Raw genomic sequence first — 18,914 nt, 5'->3', positions numbered from 1 at the left:
TCATTTATAAATAATATTAATAGGTTTGTTTATGAAACCAATAACATTAAAAGTAATTACATTAGAAGATGTCGAAACAATATTTAAGAATCGGACAGATATGATTTTTGATATTGTTATAGATGCCTTTAAAAAATATATTAACGGGGATGTTTTGCTTCCTGATAAAATATCGCAGATATTTGATAATTCAACGCAGAACAGGATTAACTGTATGCCAGCTACGTTATTTTCTGAAGCTGTATCAGGACTGAAGTGGGTGTCTGTTTTTCCAACGAATGCGGCTGTGGGTGAACCTAACGTTACAGGGGTAATGTTACTTTCTGAAATTAAAACGGGGTTCCCTATTGCCTTAATTGATGGAACTTTGTGTACAAAAATTAGAACGGCTGCAGTCGGGTGTGTTGCGGCTAAATATTTGGCTCCATCAAAAGTTAAAAAAGTCGGATTTATTGGAGCGGGAGAAGAGGCTCGAATGCATTGTGTTTTACTGAAACATTTATTTCCAACAATTAATACTTGCAGAGTCGCTTCCCGTAAACATTCTACAGAAATTGATTTTGTAAATGAATTATCTCGGTGTATGAAAGATGTTTCATTTATAGACTGTGAAGGTGATTATTCAAAAGCGGTTGAGGATACGGATATTATAGTAACAGCTATTAGTGCTCAGGCTCCATTGTTAAAGGCTAATGCTATAAATAAAGGATGTTTATATATTCATGTTGGTGGTTGGGAAGATGAATATGCAGTTGCACAAAAAGCTTCAAAAATAGTTTGTGATGATTGGGAAGCTTCAAAGCATAGAACGCAGACAATTTCCCGAATGTACAAAGAAGGTTTGTTAACAGATGATGATATATATGCTAATTTAAATGAAATTATTCAAGGTTCTAAATTAGGGCGTGAAAATGATGAAGAAATAATTTATTTTAATTCTGTGGGCTTATCTTTTATCGATATAAATTTTGCTAATGAAATTTATAAACAAGCACAAGAAATGCACTTGGGGAGAATGGTCACGTTGGCGGGATTGAATGATACCGATTATAGTATTTTTCTATAGAAGTTGTTAAATAAATGAAAATACTATTTCTTGCAGCTTATTTTATTCCGGAAAGAGCTGCTAGTTCCTATTTGTCAGTTAATCGTAATCAAGCGTTTGCAGATGCTGGCTTTAATATGGTAGTTTATACTCCCATACCAACACGTGGCGTAAGCGATGAAATTCGCCAAGAATATAAGAAACGTAAACTTGAGAAACTTTTTGATGATAAAATGATTGTCCACCGGTTTGCTTTGATGCGAGAGGGGAGTAATTCGATTAAAAGAGCTTTTCGTTATGTGCTTAATTGTATTAAATTGTGTTGTTTTGGGATTTTTGCCAAAGATGCTCGTTCATGTAATATCATGTTTATTTCTAGTACACCTCCGATACAAGGTGCGATGGCGGCTTTAATTAAGAAATGTCGGAAAATACCTTTTGTTTATAACCTTCAAGATATATTTCCAGATTCTTTGGTGGGGACTGGTATGACTAAAAAGGGATCATTTTTATGGAAAATTGGACGGATGATAGAAAACTTTACCTATCGGAATGCAGATAAGATTATTGTGATCTCGGAAGATTTTAAAAAAAATATCATGGCGAAAGGAGTTCCGGAAGAAAAGATTGAGGTGATCTATAATTGGATTGACGAAAAAGCTGTAGTCCCGATTGCTAGAGAGAATAATCCTTTATACGAGGAGTTAGGATTAAATAGAGAGAAATTTAATGTGGTATATGCGGGTAATTTGGGTAATGCTCAAAATATTGATGTGATAATAGATTCTGCAAAAGAATTGGTTGAGAATAAAAATATTGAGTTCATCATTTTTGGTTCTGGGGGCTTGAAAGAGCAATTCGTTAAGAAAGTAAAAGACTACGGTATTGATAATGTGAAATTTTTTCCATTACAGCCGATGGAAAGAGTTTCTTATGTGTATGGACTCGGAAATATTTGCATCGTTTCTTGTAAACCAGGATTAGGAGGGAGTGCAATGCCAAGTAAAACTATGAGTATACTTTCTGCAGGGAGTGCAATTTTAGCAAGTTTCGATGAAGGGGAATTAACTTCAATTTTGGAGCAAAATGATTGTGGTGTTTGTGCTAAAGCTGGTGATGTGAAAGGTTTCGTGGAAAAGATAAAGATGTTGGCAGCAAATCGAGAAAAATGTGACATAATGGGGAAGAATGGTCGGAAGTTGATTCTTCAGAAGTTTACCCGTGAGGTTGGGACCCAAAAGTATGTTGATGTAATAAAGAATATAATATGAGTATTTTTAATGGAAAAACCTTATTGATTACCGGAGGTACCGGTAGTTTTGGTAATGCCGTGTTGAAGAGATTCCTTCGTACTGATATTGGAGAGATTCGTATTTTCTCCCGGGATGAAAAGAAACAGGATGATATGAGGCACGAATACCAGGCAAAGTTTCCAGAGGTAGCGCATAAAATTAAATTTTATATTGGAGATGTTCGCTCGTTGGAGAGCGTGCGCGCTGCAATGCCGGGTACAGATTATATTTTCCATGCGGCGGCCTTGAAGCAGGTTCCTTCATGTGAGTTTTTCCCGATGGAAGCTGTTCGTACGAACGTGGTCGGTACGGATAACGTGTTGACTGCGGCAATCGAGAGTGGGGTGAAGAGCGTTATCTGTCTTTCCACGGATAAAGCCGCATACCCGATAAATGCAATGGGGATCACCAAAGCCATCGAGGAAAAGGTGGCTGTAGCCAAAAGTCGCTTGTGTAATCCTGATAAAACAAAAATTTGTTGTACGCGTTACGGTAACGTGATGTGTTCCCGGGGTTCCGTTATCCCTCTTTGGATCGAACAAATTCGAGCGGGCCTTCCCATTACTCTCACGGAGCCATCGATGACTCGTTTTATCATGAGTCTGGATGAAGCGGTTGATCTTGTTCTTTTTGCTTTTGAGCATGGAGCTAATGGTGATATTCTCGTGCAGAAAGCACCGGCTTGTACGGTACAGGTTCAAGCGGAGGCTGTTTGTGAGCTTTTCGGAGGGAAGAAAGAGGATATTAAGGTAATTGGTATTCGCCACGGGGAGAAAATGTACGAGACGCTTCTCACAAAGGAAGAATGTGCCAAGGCGGTGGACATGGGGAATTTTTATCGAGTTCCGGCGGATAACCGGGATTTGAATTACGACAAGTTTTTTACAGAGGGAGATGTTGAGCACGTTACGATCGAGGAATTTAATTCCGATAACGCCTATCGGTTGAGCTTGGAAGAAACTAAAGTGAAAATTGCTGCATTAGAGTATATTCAAGAAGAACTAGCAAAAAAGAAATGATATGGCAGAATTTAAGAATAACGGTAAATTGAAGTTACTTATCATCGTGGGAACAAGACCGGAAATTATTCGTCTTGCTGCCGTGATTAATAAGTGCAGGCTGTATTTTGATTGTTTGCTGGCTCATACCGGGCAGAATTATGATTACAATCTTAACGGAATTTTTTTCAAAGATTTGAAATTGGCCGATCCTGACGTGTATATGGATGCTGTGGGGGCGGATTTGGGAGAGACAATGGGTAATATTATCGACAAAAGTTACAAGTTGATGGTGGCGACCCAGCCGGATGCGGTTCTCGTGCTTGGGGATACAAATTCTTGTCTTAGTGTGATTAGTGCGAAACGTTTGCATATTCCGATTTTTCACATGGAAGCGGGTAATCGTTGCAAGGATGAATGCTTGCCGGAAGAGACAAATCGCCGGATTGTTGATATTATTTCCGATGTTAACATGGCTTATAGTGAACATGCTCGCAGGTATCTTGCGGAATGTGGGCTGCCCAAGGAGCGTACTTACGTGACGGGTTCTCCGATGGCGGAGGTGTTGCATCAGAATTTGGCAGAAATAGAGGCTTCCGATATTCATGAACGTCTCGGATTGGAGAAAGGGAGGTATATCCTTCTCTCGGCTCACCGTGAAGAAAATATTGACACAGAGAAAAATTTTCTTTCTCTTTTCACGGCTATAAACATGATGGCAGAAAAATACGATATGCCAATTCTTTATAGTTGTCACCCAAGGAGTCGTAAACGGTTGGAAGTTTCCGGTTTTCAACTTGATCGTCGTGTGATTCGGCATGAACCCTTGGGATTCCACGATTATAATTGTTTGCAAATGAATGCTTATGCAGTCGTTTCTGATAGTGGGACATTGCCAGAGGAAAGTTCTTTCTTTATTTCAGTGGGACACCCGTTTCCGGCAGTTTGTATTCGAACTTCTACCGAGCGTCCGGAGGCTATAGACAAAGCTTGTTTTTTTATCGCCGGGATTGATTCCGCTTCTTTGTTACAGGCTGTAGAATGTGCTGTTGATATGAACGAAAACGGTGACCATGGTATTCCTGTTCCAAATTACGTGGACGAGAATGTTTCCACGAAAGTAGTGAAAATCATTCAGTCTTATACCGGTATTGTTAACAAGATGGTTTGGAGAAAGTTTTAGCATGAAAATACTTGTTACAGGTGCAAAAGGATTCGTGGGTAAGAATCTTTGTGCCGAATTAAGAAATATCAAGGACGGGAAATCTCGTTGTTGGGGAGATCTTGTTGTTGACGAAGTTTTTGAATATGATGTAGATTCTACTTCGGAGGAGTTGGACGAGTGGTGCAAGGTGTGTGACTTTGTCTTTAATTTGGCGGGAGTTAATCGTCCGCGAAATCAAGAAGAGTTTATGGAAGGGAATTTCGGTTTTGCTTCCACGTTGCTTGATTCTCTCAAAAGGCATGGGAACGTGTGTCCGGTGATGCTTTCGTCTTCCCAACAGGCTTCATTGACCGGACGTTTTGGTGATTCCGAGTACGGACGTTCGAAAAAGGCTGGAGAAGATTTGTTTCTTGATTATGCAACAGATACGGGGGCTGAAGTGTTGGTCTATCGTTTCCCCAATTTGTTTGGAAAGTGGTGTCGTCCGAACTACAATTCCGCTGTAGCGACATTTTGTAATAATATCGCGAATGATCTGCCCATTCAGGTGAATGACCCAACGGTTGAACTGGAATTACTTTATATTGATGATCTTGTGGCGGAGATGATTTCTGCCTTGAAAGGGAAGGTGCATCGTTGCGAGTTTAACGGCTTGGATGTGGTGCCTTCTGTTACGGGAACTTATTGTTACTGCCCTATTACTCATAAGGTGACTCTCGGTGAGATTGTAGATAGGTTGCATGAATTTGCCGATCAACCTTTGACATTGATGGTGCCGGAGATTCCTGCCGGTTCTTTTGCAAAGAAATTATACTCGACATTTCTAAGCTATTTGCCGGAATCTAAAGTGGTTTTTCCGCTTAAAATGAATATTGATGCCCGCGGGTCTTTCACGGAGCTTTTACATACTGCAAAGTGTGGTCAAGTTAGTGTCAATATTTCCAAGCCGGGAATAACGAAAGGGCAGCATTGGCATCATTCCAAGTGGGAGTTTTTCATTGTTGTTGCAGGACATGGGCTGATCCAAGAACGTAAGGAGGGAACTGACGATGTGCTCGAGTTCGAGGTCTCGGGGGATAAAATTCAGGCAGTACATATGCTTCCGGGTTACACTCATAATATCATTAATCTTTCGGAAACAGAAAATTTGGTAACAGTGATGTGGGCAAATGAAATTTTTGATCCTACGTATCCGGATACCTATTGGGATCCGGTTATTAAATAATCTGGTTTGAAAAGACGATAGAGATAGTATTATTCTTAAAAAGGGTATAACGAAAGTGGTTTTACGCTTTCGTTATACCTTTTTTGTTTTCGGACAGTTTTGTCGTGAGGCATTTTTGTTGAAAGGTCATCTTGCGGGATATAAAAATAATCGTTATGAAAGAAACGAATGATCAGACAAAAGGTCTCATGCGAGACTGTTTTTTTGTGCGTCAGGGGGAACGTAGGGAAAGGTGTTTTTACTCGGAGATATTGTACGTGGAGGCTTCGGGATGTTATTGTTATATTCACCGTCGGGATAAGCCCCGGTTGTCGATTGCTTACCCTCTTTTGATGTTGGAGCCTTTTTTGCCCGTGGATATGTTCCGGCGGGTACACCGGAGTTATATCGTGAACCTTTGCGAAGTGGATGGCTTTATCGGGAAAGCGATCTGTATCGGCAAGAGCGTGCTTCCAGTCAGTCCACCTTACCGAGCGGCGGTCTTCGGGTGTTTTAATTTCTGGGATTTAGGACGGGTGAAAAAGGGGCGAGAGGATAAGGAGATGTAAGGGAAAGGAAATTTGTTAATCATTCTTGTGGGGTGACCTTATCCCCATTACGCTTTGTATTGTCGGTTTATTTTTTTATTTTTGTTGGTAATAATCAAGAAAGGAACACGTGTATGAAATCCACAAAAGAGTACATAGAGTTGTTGAAGGAGTTTAAAAACAAGGAAGCGGGACATTATGCAATATCCCGTATCGGGATTTTCGGTTCTGTTGCACGGGGAGAGCAAACAGAGGAGAGTGACGTGGATGTGTATGTAGAGTGTCCCCCAATGGGATTGTTTCGTCTTGGAAGCTTGAAAAATACTTTGGAACAATTGTTCGGATGCCGGGTTGATATTGTGCGTTTACGGGATCACATGAACGCTTTTTTGCGAGAACGAATAGAGAAGGAGGGTATTTATGTGTGATAAGCGATGCGAGACATCATTGTTCATCATTATTTCGAGATAGATGCGGAAATTGTTTTTCAAACGATACATGATGATTTGCCGTTGTTGCGGGATGTGCTTCTTCAGGTGCAAGGTGATGTGGAGTTATCTAGAATGTAAAGAGAGTGACTAAAACTTGAGGTGTTTCTTCGGATAAAATTGTAGAGATAAAGTATTCGATAATAAGGGTGTGACGAGAGTGTTAAGGCTTTTGTCATACCTTTTTTTGTTTTCCTATGTATCACGGTAGCTTTGTCATTTAAGTTTTTTGCGGGTATAGATAATTGCATGTGGAGAAAAAAGTCTGTTCGGATGAATTTTCCTGTCATTCGGATGATAAATGAGTGTGTTCGGATATTATGGTTGGTAACGGGCGTTCTGGGGTGTACTTTTGGTATATCAAATTTAAAAATAAAAGATTATGGGTGTATTACAGAACGTGATTAGGGAGATCGGTGACATCGTGAACCGGTTGTCGGTTTCTTCGAAAGAAAAGCAGAAGATTCAGGAAGAGATTCAATCTTTGGTGTATCGTTACAAGAGTGAGCTGGTGCGGGAACAGTCGGCGGCGGTGGGGGAAGAAGCCCGGGGAAATTGGTTGCAGAGGTCTTGGCGTCCTATCGTGATGTTGGCGTTCGCGTTGGTGATTTTGTCGGGGATGTTCATGGAATCGACGTTGTTGTCCGATAGTTCTCGGTTGTGGGATTTGCTGGAGATCGGGCTCGGGGGATACGTGATCGGGAGAAGCGGGGAGAAGGTGACGGATTGTTTGTTGTCAAGGAAATGGAAGTAAAACGGGGTGTCATGGAAATTATTGAGAATTTGTTGTTCGGGGATAACGTGAAGTACTTGCAGTGTTCAAAGTGTAAGGTGAAACTATCTCGTGTGGATACGATTGTTTTGCATAGTACGGTTGGAGCCGGGGCGATTTCATCGGCACTTTATTTGGGTCGGCCGGACACGAGTGTTTCCGCTCACGTGGTGGTTGGAAGGGACGCGGAGGTTTTCCAGTTGTTACCTTTTGACGTGAAGGCTTGGCACGCCGGGAAGAGTTTTCATGCCGGGCGGGTGAATCTGAATGATTGTTCGATCGGGATCGAGCTGGATAATGCCGGGGAGTTGCAACGCGTGGGGGATCGCTATTATTCGAGTTTCGGGCGGGAATATTCTCCCGATCAGGTGTACACGACGGAAGAAGAGGGGAGGGCGAGATACTGGCATTCTTTTACCGAGGGGCAGTTTGCGACTACGGAGGAGATCTGTCGTTTATTGAAAGAGTGTTACGGGATCAAGTACTTGGTGAGACACTCGGACATCACCCCTCGAAAGACGGATCCGGGTCCGGCGTTTCCCTTCGATGAGTTAAGAAAAAGGTTGAAGTTTTAGTAATGAAAAAAGGAGGTAAGTATGGCTTGTTGTTATTCAAATTTGTTTAATCGTTTGTCGGGACGGATGGGACGTGTTATTTACTATCAGGTGGGGGATCATCTTTACGCAAGAGCTGCCCCGGGAGAGGTGAAGGATTGTCGTTCGGAGTTGCAATTGTATTACCGGGAGAGGATGAGGAAGACGGCGACTTTTTACGGGGTGATCCGGCAGACATGGTTGGCCCGGATCTGGCAGATGTTGGGAGTGGTGGAGCGTCGCTCGGGATATAATCTTTTCCTGCAGGCTAATATGCGGGCGTTTAACGGGGAGGGGTTGCTGTATGATCTCGTGCATTTCAGTGCCGGGAACTTGTTTTTACCGAGTGAGTTACAGGGATGCCGGGAGGGCGATAAGGTTCGCCTGACGTGGAAGAATGAATACGTGGTACGTGAAGAGCGTTTAGGGGACGAGTTGTGGTGCGTGGTGATGATGGAAGACATGAGGTTTCGGATTGTGACACCCGAGGCGATCGGGAGTGTTCGTCGGGATGAGAGCGCGGAGATAGAACTCACGGAAGAGCGGGGAAAGAGGATTCACTTGTATTGTTTCTTTGGTTCAGGAAACAGGTGTGATTTTTCAGAAAACGTGCATTTAGTATTGTAATTTATATGTTTCATTTTAAATTTTAAGATTATGGCTTTATTTAAATCATTTGTATTGGGAGAAGTGAGAAAATCAGTGGCAAATATTACGATGTACGCGGGGGCAAACGGGTATAGTATTGCCAGGGGAAAGAGAAGTACGATGCGTAATCCCAGAACTCCGGGGCAGTTGACGCAACGAGCGAAGATGAAAGCATTGCAGGTGGCTTCGCTGTATTTTGCCCCGGCGGCAGAACTCGGTTTTCCGGGAAGAAAAGCGGGAAGTACGTTTTATAATGCCTTCGTGAAAGCGAATATGAAGGCCGTTACGGTTGACGAGGAGTATAACCCCACGATTGACTACGAGAAGATCGTGTGTGCCGAGGGGAGCCTGCAGGATGGAACGCTGACCGTGTCGTTGAACGAGGATCAGGATATGATAACGATTACCCAGGAGGCGCAAAGTCGCTGGTCGGTGGTGGCTAACCCGACGGACGTGTTGTACGTGGTGGTTTACGAGAAAACGGGAAACCAAATGATCGTGGAACCTTGCCGGAATCGTCAAGAGAATGGCGTGACGACGATTAGCTTGGATAATGGATGGGTAAAAGAGAATCTGGAGATGTATACTTTCATGTTGTCGAAAGATAAGAGGAAAGCGTCGAATAGTAAACGGTTAACCATTAATGGTTGAAATGGGAAAACTTTAGATTGGTGAGATGGTGATTTTACATGCCGGACGAGGGGAGAAGATTGGAGAAGAGGGCCGGCATGTAAGTTGTAAAATGTTGGCTTGATGTTTCTGATCTTTCAAATTAGAATTGCTTATGTCTTTTGAATTGACTATATTTGTAATAAATATTTTGGTTATGTCTGAAAAAGAGATGAATTCTTATCGTTTAACCAGTTTGGAAGAACCAACTGATGAAATGCTTACTACTTTGATGAAAGAAGTTGCTGAAGAAGCAAAACGTAAATCGGAAGAAGCGCATAAAAAGTTTTTTCAGGAAATAAGAGAGTATATCCGTAAGCAACAGGCAAAATGGGGGAAAGAATATAATATAAGTTTTAGTAATGAATGATTTTCATAAACCGGTGCTTATTGTAATAGCTGGTCCTAATGGTTCTGGTAAAACCTCTGTTACGTCAAAGATTCTTCATCATGAATGGATGGAGGATTCTATTTATATAAATCCGGATATTATTGCTCAAGAAAAGTTTGGAGATTGGAATTCTAAGGATGCGATAATGAAAGCCGTGAAGTTTTGTGAAGAATTAAGGGAAGTTTGTTTAATGGAGCGTAAGAGTCTTATTTTTGAAACAGTTCTTTCTGTTGAAGATAAAATCGATTATATCTGTAGAGCTATAGAAGCAGGTTTTTTTGTTCGTTTATTTTTTGTTTGTACCGTATCGCCTACAATTAATGCAGCACGAATTGCAGGTCGGGTAATGGAAGGAGGACATGATGTTCCTATTTCAAAAATCATTTCAAGGTATCAAAAATCGATATCTAATTGTTGTTTAGTTTCTAAATTGGTTGATAGAACTTATATCTACGATAACTCTATAGAGAATAAAGAGGCAATGCTATTATTTCGGTTAGCTAAAGGACGACTTGTAAAACAGTATGTAGAAATGATTCCAGAATGGGCATCACCTATTTATAGTAGTGATTTTTGAGATTTGGCCATGTGGCCAAAAAATGCCAGAGAAGTGGCAGATCTTTCAAATTAGAATTGTTTCTGTCTTTTGAATTGACTATATTTGTAATAAATATTTTGGTTGCAACGATCATGAAAACGACAAAGGAATATTTGCAGTTATTACAGGCATATAAATTACAATCTGCGATTCGATATGGAATTTCTCGCATCGGAATCTTTGGTTCCGTGGCTCGTGGAGAACAGCAAGAAGGGAGTGATGTAGATGTTTATGTCGAGCTTTCCTCTCCTGATTTGTTCAGTTTAGTACATATCAAGGACGAGTTACAGCAACTTTTCGGTTGTCCTGTCGATGTTGTTCGCTTGAGGGATAATATGAATGAATTATTGAAACGTTCTATTATAGAAGAAGGAATTTATGCTTAAAGAAGAAATTTTGATAGACTCTTGTCAAGACAAAACTTCCCGATATGTTGGTTACCATTCGTGGTATATTGAAGGAGATAAAATATTAAAGAAAAATGGCACTCGGTTTCGGGTGCCATTTTTTATATCATGAAAAATGAATTACATGAGGAAGTGATCACTGATCGATTTATGCTCGTAGATGTTGCGGATCGTGTCGGCAAACATGGGAGCGATCGGTAATACTTTAATTTTTGAGCAAGGTTGTTTCTGGGGAATGGAATCGGTGAAGATTACTTCCGTCAGTTTTGATTTCTCGATATTTTCGTATGCCTTACCGGAAAGAACTGCATGGGTGGCCACGGCACGTACGCTGGCAGCACCATTGTCGATAAGCATATCGGCTGCTTTGCAAATTGTTCCGGCCGTATCAATCATGTCGTCAACAACGATGATATTTTTGCCCTCGACATCCCCGATCACTTTCATGTCGGCAACTTCATTTGCCCGGATACGGGTTTTGTGGCAGATGATCAACCCTGAATCGAAGTATTTTGCCCAGGAATTTGCTCTCTTGGCCCCACCGATGTCAGGGGAGGCAATGGCAAAATCACGTAATCCTAAAGATTTGATGTAAGGAATCAACACGGTAGAACCGTATAGATGATCCACGGGAACATCGAAGAATCCTTGAATTTGGTCAGCGTGTAAATCCATGGTGATAATTCGGTCGACTCCGGCTGCTTGTAGCATATTAGCCACTAGTTTTGCCCCGATGGCGACACGCGGTTTATCTTTCCGGTCTTGACGCGCGAACCCGAAATAGGGGATTACGGCGATTACCTTGTAGGCAGATGCTCTTTTGGCGGCATCGATCATCAAGAGTAATTCCATGAGGTTATCACTGGGCGGGAAGGTTGATTGCACGATAAACACGTGTTCGCCTCTCACCGTTTCGTCGAATGAGGTGACGAATTCTCCGTCACTAAATCTCGTAAACGTTTTTTTACCGAGTTCCAGCCCTAGAGAACTAGCAATACTTTCTGCAATATATTGACTATTCTCTCCGGCGAAAACTTTAATTTCGGGAAGATTTGACATATCTAATTCATTAGTTGAAACACTTGGCAAAAGTATGAAATTATTTTGTTCCACCAAAGGAATTTGGTGGAACAGTTACAAGTTGCAGGTTTGCAGGTTACAAGTTGTAATCGTTGTGTTTTTTACACGAACCGTTTGATCTCTTCGCTCGAAAATGTTATATTTGTTCCAACAAAGATGTTGTTGAAACAGTTTCAAGTTACAGGTCCGTAGGTTACAAGTTGACTAGCTTGCTGTTCAATGATAAGATTGGTTTTCTTAACTTGTAACCTGTAAACTCGCAACTTGTAATTATGTGCAGTATGTTTATTTTATTAATTAATATATTTTCAAATAGATGGAAGAAATCAAAAAGTACGTGGAAGAGAACAAGGAACGTTTCCTGAACGAGTTATTCGAGTTGATTCGCATTCCTTCAATCTCTTCATTGTCTGAGCATAAGCCAGATATGTATCGTTGTGCCGAACAATGGACGAAAATCATGTTAGCTGCCGGAGCTGACCGGGCAGAAGTGTATGAAACAGAGGGTAATCCGGTTGCTTACGGGGAGAAGATCATTGATCCGGCTCTTCCTACGGTGTTGGTGTACGGGCATATGGATGTGATGCCGGTTGACCCGATCGAGTTGTGGAACACGAAACCTTTTGAGCCGGTTATTAAAGATGGCAAAATCTGGGCTCGCGGGGCTGACGATGATAAAGGACAGGCTTTCATGCACGCGAAAGCGTTTGAATATTTAATGAAATCCGGGAAATTGAACTGTAACGTGAAGTTCATGATCGAGGGAGAAGAGGAAATCGGTTCCCCGAGTCTTCCCAAGTTCTGCCGGGATCATAAGGATATGTTGAAAGCTGATGTGATTTTGGTTTCCGATACCAGTATGATTGGCCGTGATATTCCTTCAATTACCACGGGATTGAGAGGTTTGGCTTACTGGCAGGTTGAAGTTACCGGTCCGAACGCTGATTTGCATTCCGGTATTTTCGGGGGAGCGGTGGCAAATCCGATTAACGTGTTGTGTAAGTTGATTGCCGATATGCAAGACGAGAAGGGACATATCACGATCCCCGGTTTCTATGATGACGTGTTGGAAGTAACTGCCGAGGAACGTGCGAAGATGGCCAAGGCTCCTTTCAATTTAGAAAATTACAAGAAGTCTTTAGATATTAAAGAGGTGAAAGGCGAAGAGGGATTCACGACTAATGAACGTACGGGCATTCGTCCGACATTCGATGTTTGTGGAATCTGGGGTGGTTACACGGGCGAAGGTGCCAAGACCGTATTGCCTTCTAAAGCATACGCCAAGATTAGCTGCCGTTTGGTTCCGAACCAGAAACACGAGAAGATTGCGAAATTGTTCAAGGAATATTTCGAGTCTATTGCTCCGGATTACGTGAAGGTGAAAGTGGATTACCTGCATGGCGGACCTTCTTACGTGTGTCCGATTGATCTCCCGGCTTACAAGGCTGCCGAGAAAGCATACGAGGAAGTGTATGGAAAACAACCCGTTCCGGTTCGTTCCGGTGGTAGTATTCCAATTATTGCCACTTTCGAGGAAGTGCTAGGAATCAAGTCCGTACTGATGGGCTTTGGTTTGGGTTCCGATGCGATCCACTCTCCGAACGAGAATTACCCGTTGGAGCAATTCTTTAACGGAATAACGACAATTCCATTATTCTACAAGTATTTCGGAGAGATCATGAAGAAATAAATTTTGTAGTCAATAATTTAGACTCCCCTCATTTTACGCTCGTAAGGTGAGGGGTGTTTTATTATTGTCTGGAATCCATTGTTTGGAAGACGTGAAAACGGGTTTTACGTCCTCCGCCTTCGATGGAGAATTGTTCGGTGTGCTGGGAGCCGTTTCGGGCATTTAGACGAAGTGTTAGAGTATTAGTTCCGGCTGATAAGGGCAGTCGGGTGTAGGAAATCGAGTAAGGTAGTGTTTGCCAGTTGCGGGTATCGGCTTTTTCAGTGAGGCTGTTAGCGATACCGACGGCAAAGCCTAGCCATTCGTTTTGCTTACGGGCAGAATATTCCAATCCTTTTTTGGCTGCAACCCGAAGAAGAGAATTTGAAAATTCCCGTACCATTCGGTCCCGTAAGGTTTTGAATGCAATTTCATTGATGTTTTCGGCAAGTTCTAGCGGGTACGAGTGATTGTCCGTCACGAGAGTTCCCGTGGCATAAAGCGGGGGACGTTCCATGTATTTGGGGAATGCAACACGCAGGGTTTGCAGATCGGCAATGCTTTGTTTTTCGTCGTCACTGTATCCCGAACCGAAGAAGAAAGGGAAGGTAAGCCCGAGGGATTCGTTGTGGAATACAATCGCTCCGTCTCCTCTTTTTTGTTTGATAAAATTGATGCTCCATTCTGCCTTTACCGGACCCATGCCGTTTAGCCAGAAAAACACGAGTTGCCCGTCCGCGGGTGTCGGGGTGTGGGCGTATGTCGTGTTGAACTCTTTCTCGTATTGTTTTAATTCCGTCATGAAGCCACAGTTATAAGCGGTACGCATCAAGTCCTGTTTCAATTGCTCCGGGGCTTTCACTCCGAAGTTCTTGATGTAGTCGGATTGATAGACCTCGTAGGCATTTCGGTAGGCTATAAAAGCGTTGTTGTCGTCCCCCGTGGCATCGTAGATCAAGCCCATTAGCAGATGGGCAAAAGCATCTCGTTGATAGCGATTTTTATTATCGGGATACTTGTCGTTTAGCTGGTTGAGTTTGATATTGATTTTGCGAACCTCGACCAGGGCGCCTTCCATGTCATTCAGGTCGATGTAGTTCAAGGCCTTGTAGAAGTTAATCATGATGACCTCGAAATCTTCTGGTCGGTAGGGACGGGCTTCCGGGTTGGTCACCAATGCCGCGGCTTCAGCCCCGACATTACTGTGATACTCGTCAATCAAGTTCTCGGCGGTCTCGAAGTATTGATTGCTGTTGGTGGGATTGCCGAGCATGAATTCCACGTATCCTTTGTTGAGATAATAGAGGATACGGTTTTTACCCGTGGCTTGTTTTTTATCTTTATCTAGGAGTTTGTTTGCTTTCTCGAAATTTCCCGTGTTGACGGCTGCTTGGAAATCTGCCGTTCGCTGGTACCAAGTGGCGCATCCGGAGAAAAGAAAAACGAGAAGAAGTCCTAGGAGTTTATAAGGTTTATAAAGTTTATAAGGTCCATAAGGTTTATGAATCCCGATTTTATTTCTTTTAAAGTATGGATAATGAATATTTATCATTTCTTTTTAAAATCTTAAACTTTTGGGGAAGTTACTTTATAAACCTTATAAACTTTACAAACTGATTAAAGAACCCGGTCGCTGATTTGTTTTTTGATCTTCTTGTCACCCATCCAGACAACCTCGTTGGTCTCGATGTTCGTGAGTTGCAGGTCGATCTGGTAAGTCACGACTTTTTGTTTTTTGTACGAGTCAACGATGCTGTTGATTGTCCCTTGCAAGATGAAATCGGCACCCAGTTCTTTTCCCCACTTTTTGGTGGTTTCCGGTGACGCGTAATCTTGTTGCTCGGCTCTTTCTTTTCGAAGCTCATTCCGCTTCTCTCCGGCAACAACCAAACGGATGTTACCATCCCGGATAATTGCTTTTTCTACGTCCTTAATAAAGGTTTCCGAGTTGATATGCTCATGACTTTTGTTCTCCACGAGGCCGACAACCACCACGGGGCGTTTGTCGTTTGCTTTCAAGTATCTTGGAATCCAGGCTGAAGTAAGCAGGTCTCCGATCATTTCTTCGGAAACAAGCCGTGAGTCACTATCATTCCAACGTCCGCTAAGGTCGATGGTTTCATTCGGGTCTACCCGTGTGATTTTCCGGTTAGCACATCCGTTAATTAAAGCAATGGTTAACACAACAAGTGTTCCGATAAATATTCTTCTCATATTCCGTTGTTTTAGGTTTCTATTCAATTTCCACGATCACATTTTGTGTTCTTGTAAAAGTTTATAACAATAATTCTACCAAATATACGTATTGCGCAGTTTTATGGATGTTAATTAGATTTAAAATTGATGAGACGACCGATCATTATGCCGGAATGTGACGTGATTCGTTGTAAGTAATCGGGGAGTGTTTCTGTCGTGACGGACACTTTTTTGTCGGAAACCGAGGCGTGGAGCAGGTATATTTGTCCCTCATTTTCAATGGCAATGCCCACGTGAGCCGTGTCGAGTCCTTTTTTCTTCGTGGTGATCAGTATAATATCCCCGGTTTTGATTTGTCCCGCGAAAGGGAGTACTTTTTCTTTCGGGATATAGTAATATGCCCTGCCGTTAATAGTCTTTTCAATATCAATTATTTTTGTAATGAGGGTGGAATCCTGTATTAGAGCCGGGTACTTTTTCCAGTTTTGGGAGATGAAAGATACTTTGTTGGGGAAAGGGATACCTCCTTTTTCTTTCGTGATGTCTTCCAGAAGGTTCAGGCAGGTCATCTCGTATAGCCAGTCGGAAGAGTAATGCAGGCGTGACGTGTAGTCTGCTATCTTCCCGTTCCGGTACCGAATCTCTTGTAAATTCTTTTGGAATTGGGGAATACTTTGTTCTTCGTATTTATCTAGGCGTGCCAGGGCGATGACATTATCGACGAAAGTCACGCAGTCAAATTCTCGCAGGTTGACAACCAGCTTCTCTTGGGGATTGATGTCCAATGTCCCTCCCACGTAAGGCGTTTCGAGAAAATAGCGTCCGATGGCGACAACTTTCTCGTTGATCGGGAGTTTGGCTATTTCCTTTTTATTGGCGTATTCAAAGAAATGTTTTAGCAAAGTTTGATCTTTCCGGTACACGGAATCAGCGGGAGAGTAAGCGAAAGCCCCGAATGAAAAGGTGATCAGGAATAGAAGGACTAAATTCTTCATAGCAACCGGTGTTTGAGAATAAAAAATGAGGAGTCGTGTGACCGACATCCTCATCTCTCTTGTGTTGTGTTTATATATTATTTGCCTGCGGCCGAAAACTGTTCAAGGAAACGGATGTCGTTTTCGAAAAAGAGGCGTATATCCTTAATGCCGTATTTTAGCATGGTGATACGCTCGATACCCATACCGAGTGCGAACCCAGTATATTTTTCCTTGTCTATACCATTTAATTCCAAAACATTGGGGTCAACCATTCCACACCCGAGGATTTCCAACCATCCGGTTCCTTTACAAACATTGCAACCTTTTCCGTGACATAGTGTACACGATACGTCCATTTCTGCCGATGGTTCCGTGAAGGGGAAGTATGACGGACGAAGACGAATTTGCGTGTCCGGTCCGAATAGTTCTTTCGCGAAATAGGTCAAGGTTTGCTTTAAGTCGGCGAAGGAGACGTTCTCGTCGATGTAAAGAGCTTCGATTTGGTGGAAGATACAATGTGCCCGGGCCGAGATAGCCTCGTTACGGAACACTCTTCCGGGAGTAACTAGCCGAATAGGGGGACGATGAGCCTCCATGTCTCGTACTTGCACGGATGAGGTATGCGTGTGTAGCACGATGTCCGGGTTCTTACTGATAAAGAACGTATCCTGCATATCACGTGCCGGGTGTTCTTCCGGGAAGTTCAATGCGGAGAAGTTATGCCAGTCGTCCTCGATTTCCGGTCCCTCGGAAATAGTGAATCCAAGTTTATTGAAGATGGCCAGAATCTCGTTTTTCACGATAGCTAACGGGTGACGGGTTCCTAGTTTTAAAGGATCTCCCGGCATCGTCAAGTCAATACCGCTTAAATCTTCTTCCGCATTAGAAAGTAACTCTTTCAACTCGTTGATTTTTGCCAGAGCCGTGTTCTTCAATTCATTTAATTCCTGTCCCATGGCTTTTTTCTGATCCGCGGGAACGGTTTTAAAATCATCAAAGAGAGCAGCGATCGTTCCTTTCTTGCTTAAATGCTTGATCCTGAACTGTTCTACTTCTTCTAGGCTTTTCGCCTGGAAACCGGCTATTTCAGCACTGAGTTGTTTAATCTTGTCTAACATCTTCTCAAAATTTGAAATCTTTGGTGGACAAAGTTAATAAAAAAGTCTCATACATTTCAACTCTTTTGAGAACTTCATTTTTCATCCCAAATATTTTTCATCGTATACGGTCCGTCGGGGAAAATCCAAGCCGAGCCGTCGGTCATTCGGGTGTGTGAGTTGAGGGTGGCAATTTTGGTCATATCCTCTGGCGAAATGTTGATGTCCAGTGATTTAATGTTTTCTTTGATTCGCTCCGGGTGAACTGATTTTGGGATAATTACGATCCCTCGTTGTACTCCCCAAGCAATGATAACTTGTGCCGGAGTGCAATTATATTTTTTTGCCAAATCGGTAATAATCGGTTCATTGGTCAGCCCGGGCTTGTTTTTGATGGGCAAATTACGTCCGAGAGGGGAATAAGCCGTCAAGTAAATTCCCTCGGACTGACAGAATCGGAATAATTCATTTTGTTGCAAGTAAGGATGCATTTCTACCTGGTTCATTTCGGGCTTGTTTTTCGCCACGGCGATCAGTTCTTTCAATTTCGGGATGCTGAAATTCGAAACCCCGATATGCCTGCACAGCCCTTTTGCTTGCATTTGTTCCATCGCTTTCCAAGTCTCCGTGAGGGGACATTCTTCGAGGGAAAGTAAATCGGATGCTTGTCGCGGGTATTCGATGTCATGTTTCAGCGCTATCGGCCAGTGAATCAGGTACAGGTCCAAGTAGTCCAGCCGGAGATCGTGCAACGTCTTTCGAAGAGCTTCTTCCACGTGTTCCGGGGCGTGGTTATTATTCCATAATTTGGACGTGATGAAAAGTTTTTCCCGTTTCACGAGTCCGGACGTGAATGTTTCTTGCAGGGCAGCCCCGATGATTTCTTCATTTTTATAATAGGCGGCACAGTCAATCAGCCTGTACCCGTCTTTCAGCGCGCTAATGATGGCGTCGTGTAGTTCGTTTGCCTTGGATTGATAGGTTCCTAACCCGAAGAGGGGCATGGGGTCCCCGTTTCTAAATGTAATTGTTTTCATATTTATGAATCTTTATATTCCATTTTAGTGAACGAGATTT

Annotated in this window: 22 protein-coding genes; 16 read left to right on the top strand and 6 right to left on the bottom strand. The window is 42.6% G+C overall.

What is annotated here, in order from left to right; genetic code table 11:
* The first annotated feature begins 31 nt into the window (after window positions 1-31).
* From F1644_RS11770 to F1644_RS11700, 15 genes are all read left to right on the top strand, one after another.
* Entirely contained in the window at window positions 32-1,066 is a 1,035-nt protein-coding gene (locus tag F1644_RS11770; protein WP_118304594.1) for an ornithine cyclodeaminase family protein, read from the top strand.
* A gap of 14 nt (window positions 1,067-1,080) precedes the next feature.
* Window positions 1,081-2,316: a glycosyltransferase family 4 protein gene (locus F1644_RS11765; protein WP_118304593.1), complete on the top strand. Its 1,236-nt coding sequence runs from the start codon at window positions 1,081-1,083 to the stop codon at window positions 2,314-2,316.
* On the top strand, window positions 2,313-3,356 hold the full coding sequence (locus F1644_RS11760; RefSeq protein ID WP_118304592.1) for a polysaccharide biosynthesis protein: 1,044 nt from the start codon (window positions 2,313-2,315) through the stop codon (window positions 3,354-3,356). The genes F1644_RS11765 and F1644_RS11760 overlap by 4 nt, the downstream gene beginning before the upstream one ends.
* 1 nt (window position 3,357) lies before the next feature.
* Complete coding sequence (wecB, locus tag F1644_RS11755) at window positions 3,358-4,518, top strand: non-hydrolyzing UDP-N-acetylglucosamine 2-epimerase (protein WP_118304591.1); 1,161 nt, start codon at window positions 3,358-3,360, stop codon at window positions 4,516-4,518.
* Between the two features lies 1 nt (window position 4,519).
* Entirely contained in the window at window positions 4,520-5,725 is a 1,206-nt protein-coding gene (locus F1644_RS11750) for a capsular polysaccharide biosynthesis protein CapF (protein ID WP_118304590.1), read from the top strand.
* 155 nt (window positions 5,726-5,880) lie between these two features.
* The gene (locus F1644_RS11745) at window positions 5,881-6,273 is read left to right on the top strand and encodes a LytR/AlgR family response regulator transcription factor (RefSeq protein ID WP_118304589.1); all 393 of its coding nucleotides are present in this window, start codon (window positions 5,881-5,883) and stop codon (window positions 6,271-6,273) included.
* A gap of 113 nt (window positions 6,274-6,386) precedes the next feature.
* On the top strand, window positions 6,387-6,680 hold the full coding sequence (locus tag F1644_RS11740; protein ID WP_087419111.1) for a nucleotidyltransferase family protein: 294 nt from the start codon (window positions 6,387-6,389) through the stop codon (window positions 6,678-6,680).
* Window positions 6,681-6,686: 6 nt separating this feature from the next.
* Window positions 6,687-6,821, top strand: coding sequence for a HepT-like ribonuclease domain-containing protein (locus tag F1644_RS11735; protein WP_118304588.1), 135 nt, complete (start codon window positions 6,687-6,689; stop codon window positions 6,819-6,821).
* Between the two features lie 301 nt (window positions 6,822-7,122).
* Complete coding sequence (locus F1644_RS11730; protein ID WP_087419109.1) at window positions 7,123-7,494, top strand: 3TM-type holin; 372 nt, start codon at window positions 7,123-7,125, stop codon at window positions 7,492-7,494.
* A gap of 11 nt (window positions 7,495-7,505) precedes the next feature.
* Window positions 7,506-8,087: an N-acetylmuramoyl-L-alanine amidase gene (locus F1644_RS11725; protein ID WP_118304587.1), complete on the top strand. Its 582-nt coding sequence runs from the start codon at window positions 7,506-7,508 to the stop codon at window positions 8,085-8,087.
* Between the two features lie 21 nt (window positions 8,088-8,108).
* Window positions 8,109-8,732, top strand: a complete 624-nt coding sequence (locus F1644_RS11720; RefSeq protein WP_118304586.1) for a hypothetical protein — start codon at window positions 8,109-8,111, stop codon at window positions 8,730-8,732.
* A gap of 30 nt (window positions 8,733-8,762) precedes the next feature.
* On the top strand, window positions 8,763-9,404 hold the full coding sequence (locus F1644_RS11715; RefSeq protein ID WP_118304585.1) for a DUF6266 family protein: 642 nt from the start codon (window positions 8,763-8,765) through the stop codon (window positions 9,402-9,404).
* 133 nt (window positions 9,405-9,537) lie between these two features.
* The gene (locus F1644_RS11710; protein ID WP_118304584.1) at window positions 9,538-9,792 is read left to right on the top strand and encodes a hypothetical protein; all 255 of its coding nucleotides are present in this window, start codon (window positions 9,538-9,540) and stop codon (window positions 9,790-9,792) included.
* Window positions 9,785-10,390, top strand: coding sequence for a zeta toxin family protein (locus F1644_RS11705; RefSeq protein ID WP_118304583.1), 606 nt, complete (start codon window positions 9,785-9,787; stop codon window positions 10,388-10,390). Before F1644_RS11710 ends, F1644_RS11705 begins: the two co-directional genes overlap by 8 nt.
* Window positions 10,391-10,503: 113 nt before the next feature.
* Complete coding sequence (locus tag F1644_RS11700) at window positions 10,504-10,797, top strand: nucleotidyltransferase family protein (RefSeq protein ID WP_118304582.1); 294 nt, start codon at window positions 10,504-10,506, stop codon at window positions 10,795-10,797.
* Between the two features lie 141 nt (window positions 10,798-10,938).
* On the opposite strand, the gene F1644_RS11695 is transcribed toward F1644_RS11700, so the two are convergent.
* On the bottom strand, window positions 10,939-11,877 hold the full coding sequence (locus F1644_RS11695) for a ribose-phosphate pyrophosphokinase (protein WP_027201316.1): 939 nt from the start codon (window positions 11,875-11,877) through the stop codon (window positions 10,939-10,941).
* 337 nt (window positions 11,878-12,214) lie between these two features.
* Between F1644_RS11695 and F1644_RS11690 the strand changes: the two genes are divergently transcribed.
* The gene (locus tag F1644_RS11690; protein WP_118304581.1) at window positions 12,215-13,588 is read left to right on the top strand and encodes a dipeptidase; all 1,374 of its coding nucleotides are present in this window, start codon (window positions 12,215-12,217) and stop codon (window positions 13,586-13,588) included.
* Window positions 13,589-13,649: 61 nt separating this feature from the next.
* Here the strand turns inward: F1644_RS11690 and F1644_RS11685 are convergent, their stop codons facing one another.
* The 5 genes from F1644_RS11685 to F1644_RS11665 form a co-directional block, all read right to left on the bottom strand.
* Window positions 13,650-15,119 carry a COG3014 family protein gene (locus tag F1644_RS11685; protein ID WP_118304580.1) on the bottom strand — a complete coding sequence of 490 codons (1,470 nt, stop codon included), beginning with the start codon at window positions 15,117-15,119 and terminating at the stop codon, window positions 13,650-13,652.
* Between the two features lie 65 nt (window positions 15,120-15,184).
* Window positions 15,185-15,781 (bottom strand): penicillin-binding protein activator LpoB, encoded by a 597-nt coding sequence (locus F1644_RS11680; protein ID WP_087419101.1) that lies wholly within the window; start codon window positions 15,779-15,781, stop codon window positions 15,185-15,187.
* Between the two features lie 110 nt (window positions 15,782-15,891).
* A complete protein-coding gene (locus tag F1644_RS11675; protein ID WP_118304579.1) occupies window positions 15,892-16,758 on the bottom strand; it encodes an N-acetylmuramoyl-L-alanine amidase-like domain-containing protein in 867 nt (288 codons plus the stop codon).
* A gap of 77 nt (window positions 16,759-16,835) precedes the next feature.
* Window positions 16,836-17,858 (bottom strand): phenylalanine--tRNA ligase subunit alpha, encoded by a 1,023-nt coding sequence (gene pheS, locus F1644_RS11670; RefSeq protein ID WP_027201321.1) that lies wholly within the window; start codon window positions 17,856-17,858, stop codon window positions 16,836-16,838.
* A 74-nt stretch (window positions 17,859-17,932) separates the two neighbouring features.
* Window positions 17,933-18,874, bottom strand: coding sequence for an aldo/keto reductase (locus tag F1644_RS11665; RefSeq protein WP_118304578.1), 942 nt, complete (start codon window positions 18,872-18,874; stop codon window positions 17,933-17,935).
* Window positions 18,875-18,914 lie beyond the last annotated feature (40 nt).

Origin of the sequence: Butyricimonas paravirosa, from assembly GCF_032878955.1 — a bacterium.
Classification (GTDB): domain Bacteria; phylum Bacteroidota; class Bacteroidia; order Bacteroidales; family Marinifilaceae; genus Butyricimonas; species Butyricimonas paravirosa.
Note: the sequence above shows the minus strand (reverse complement) of the source record. Positions and strands in the feature narration are given on the sequence as shown.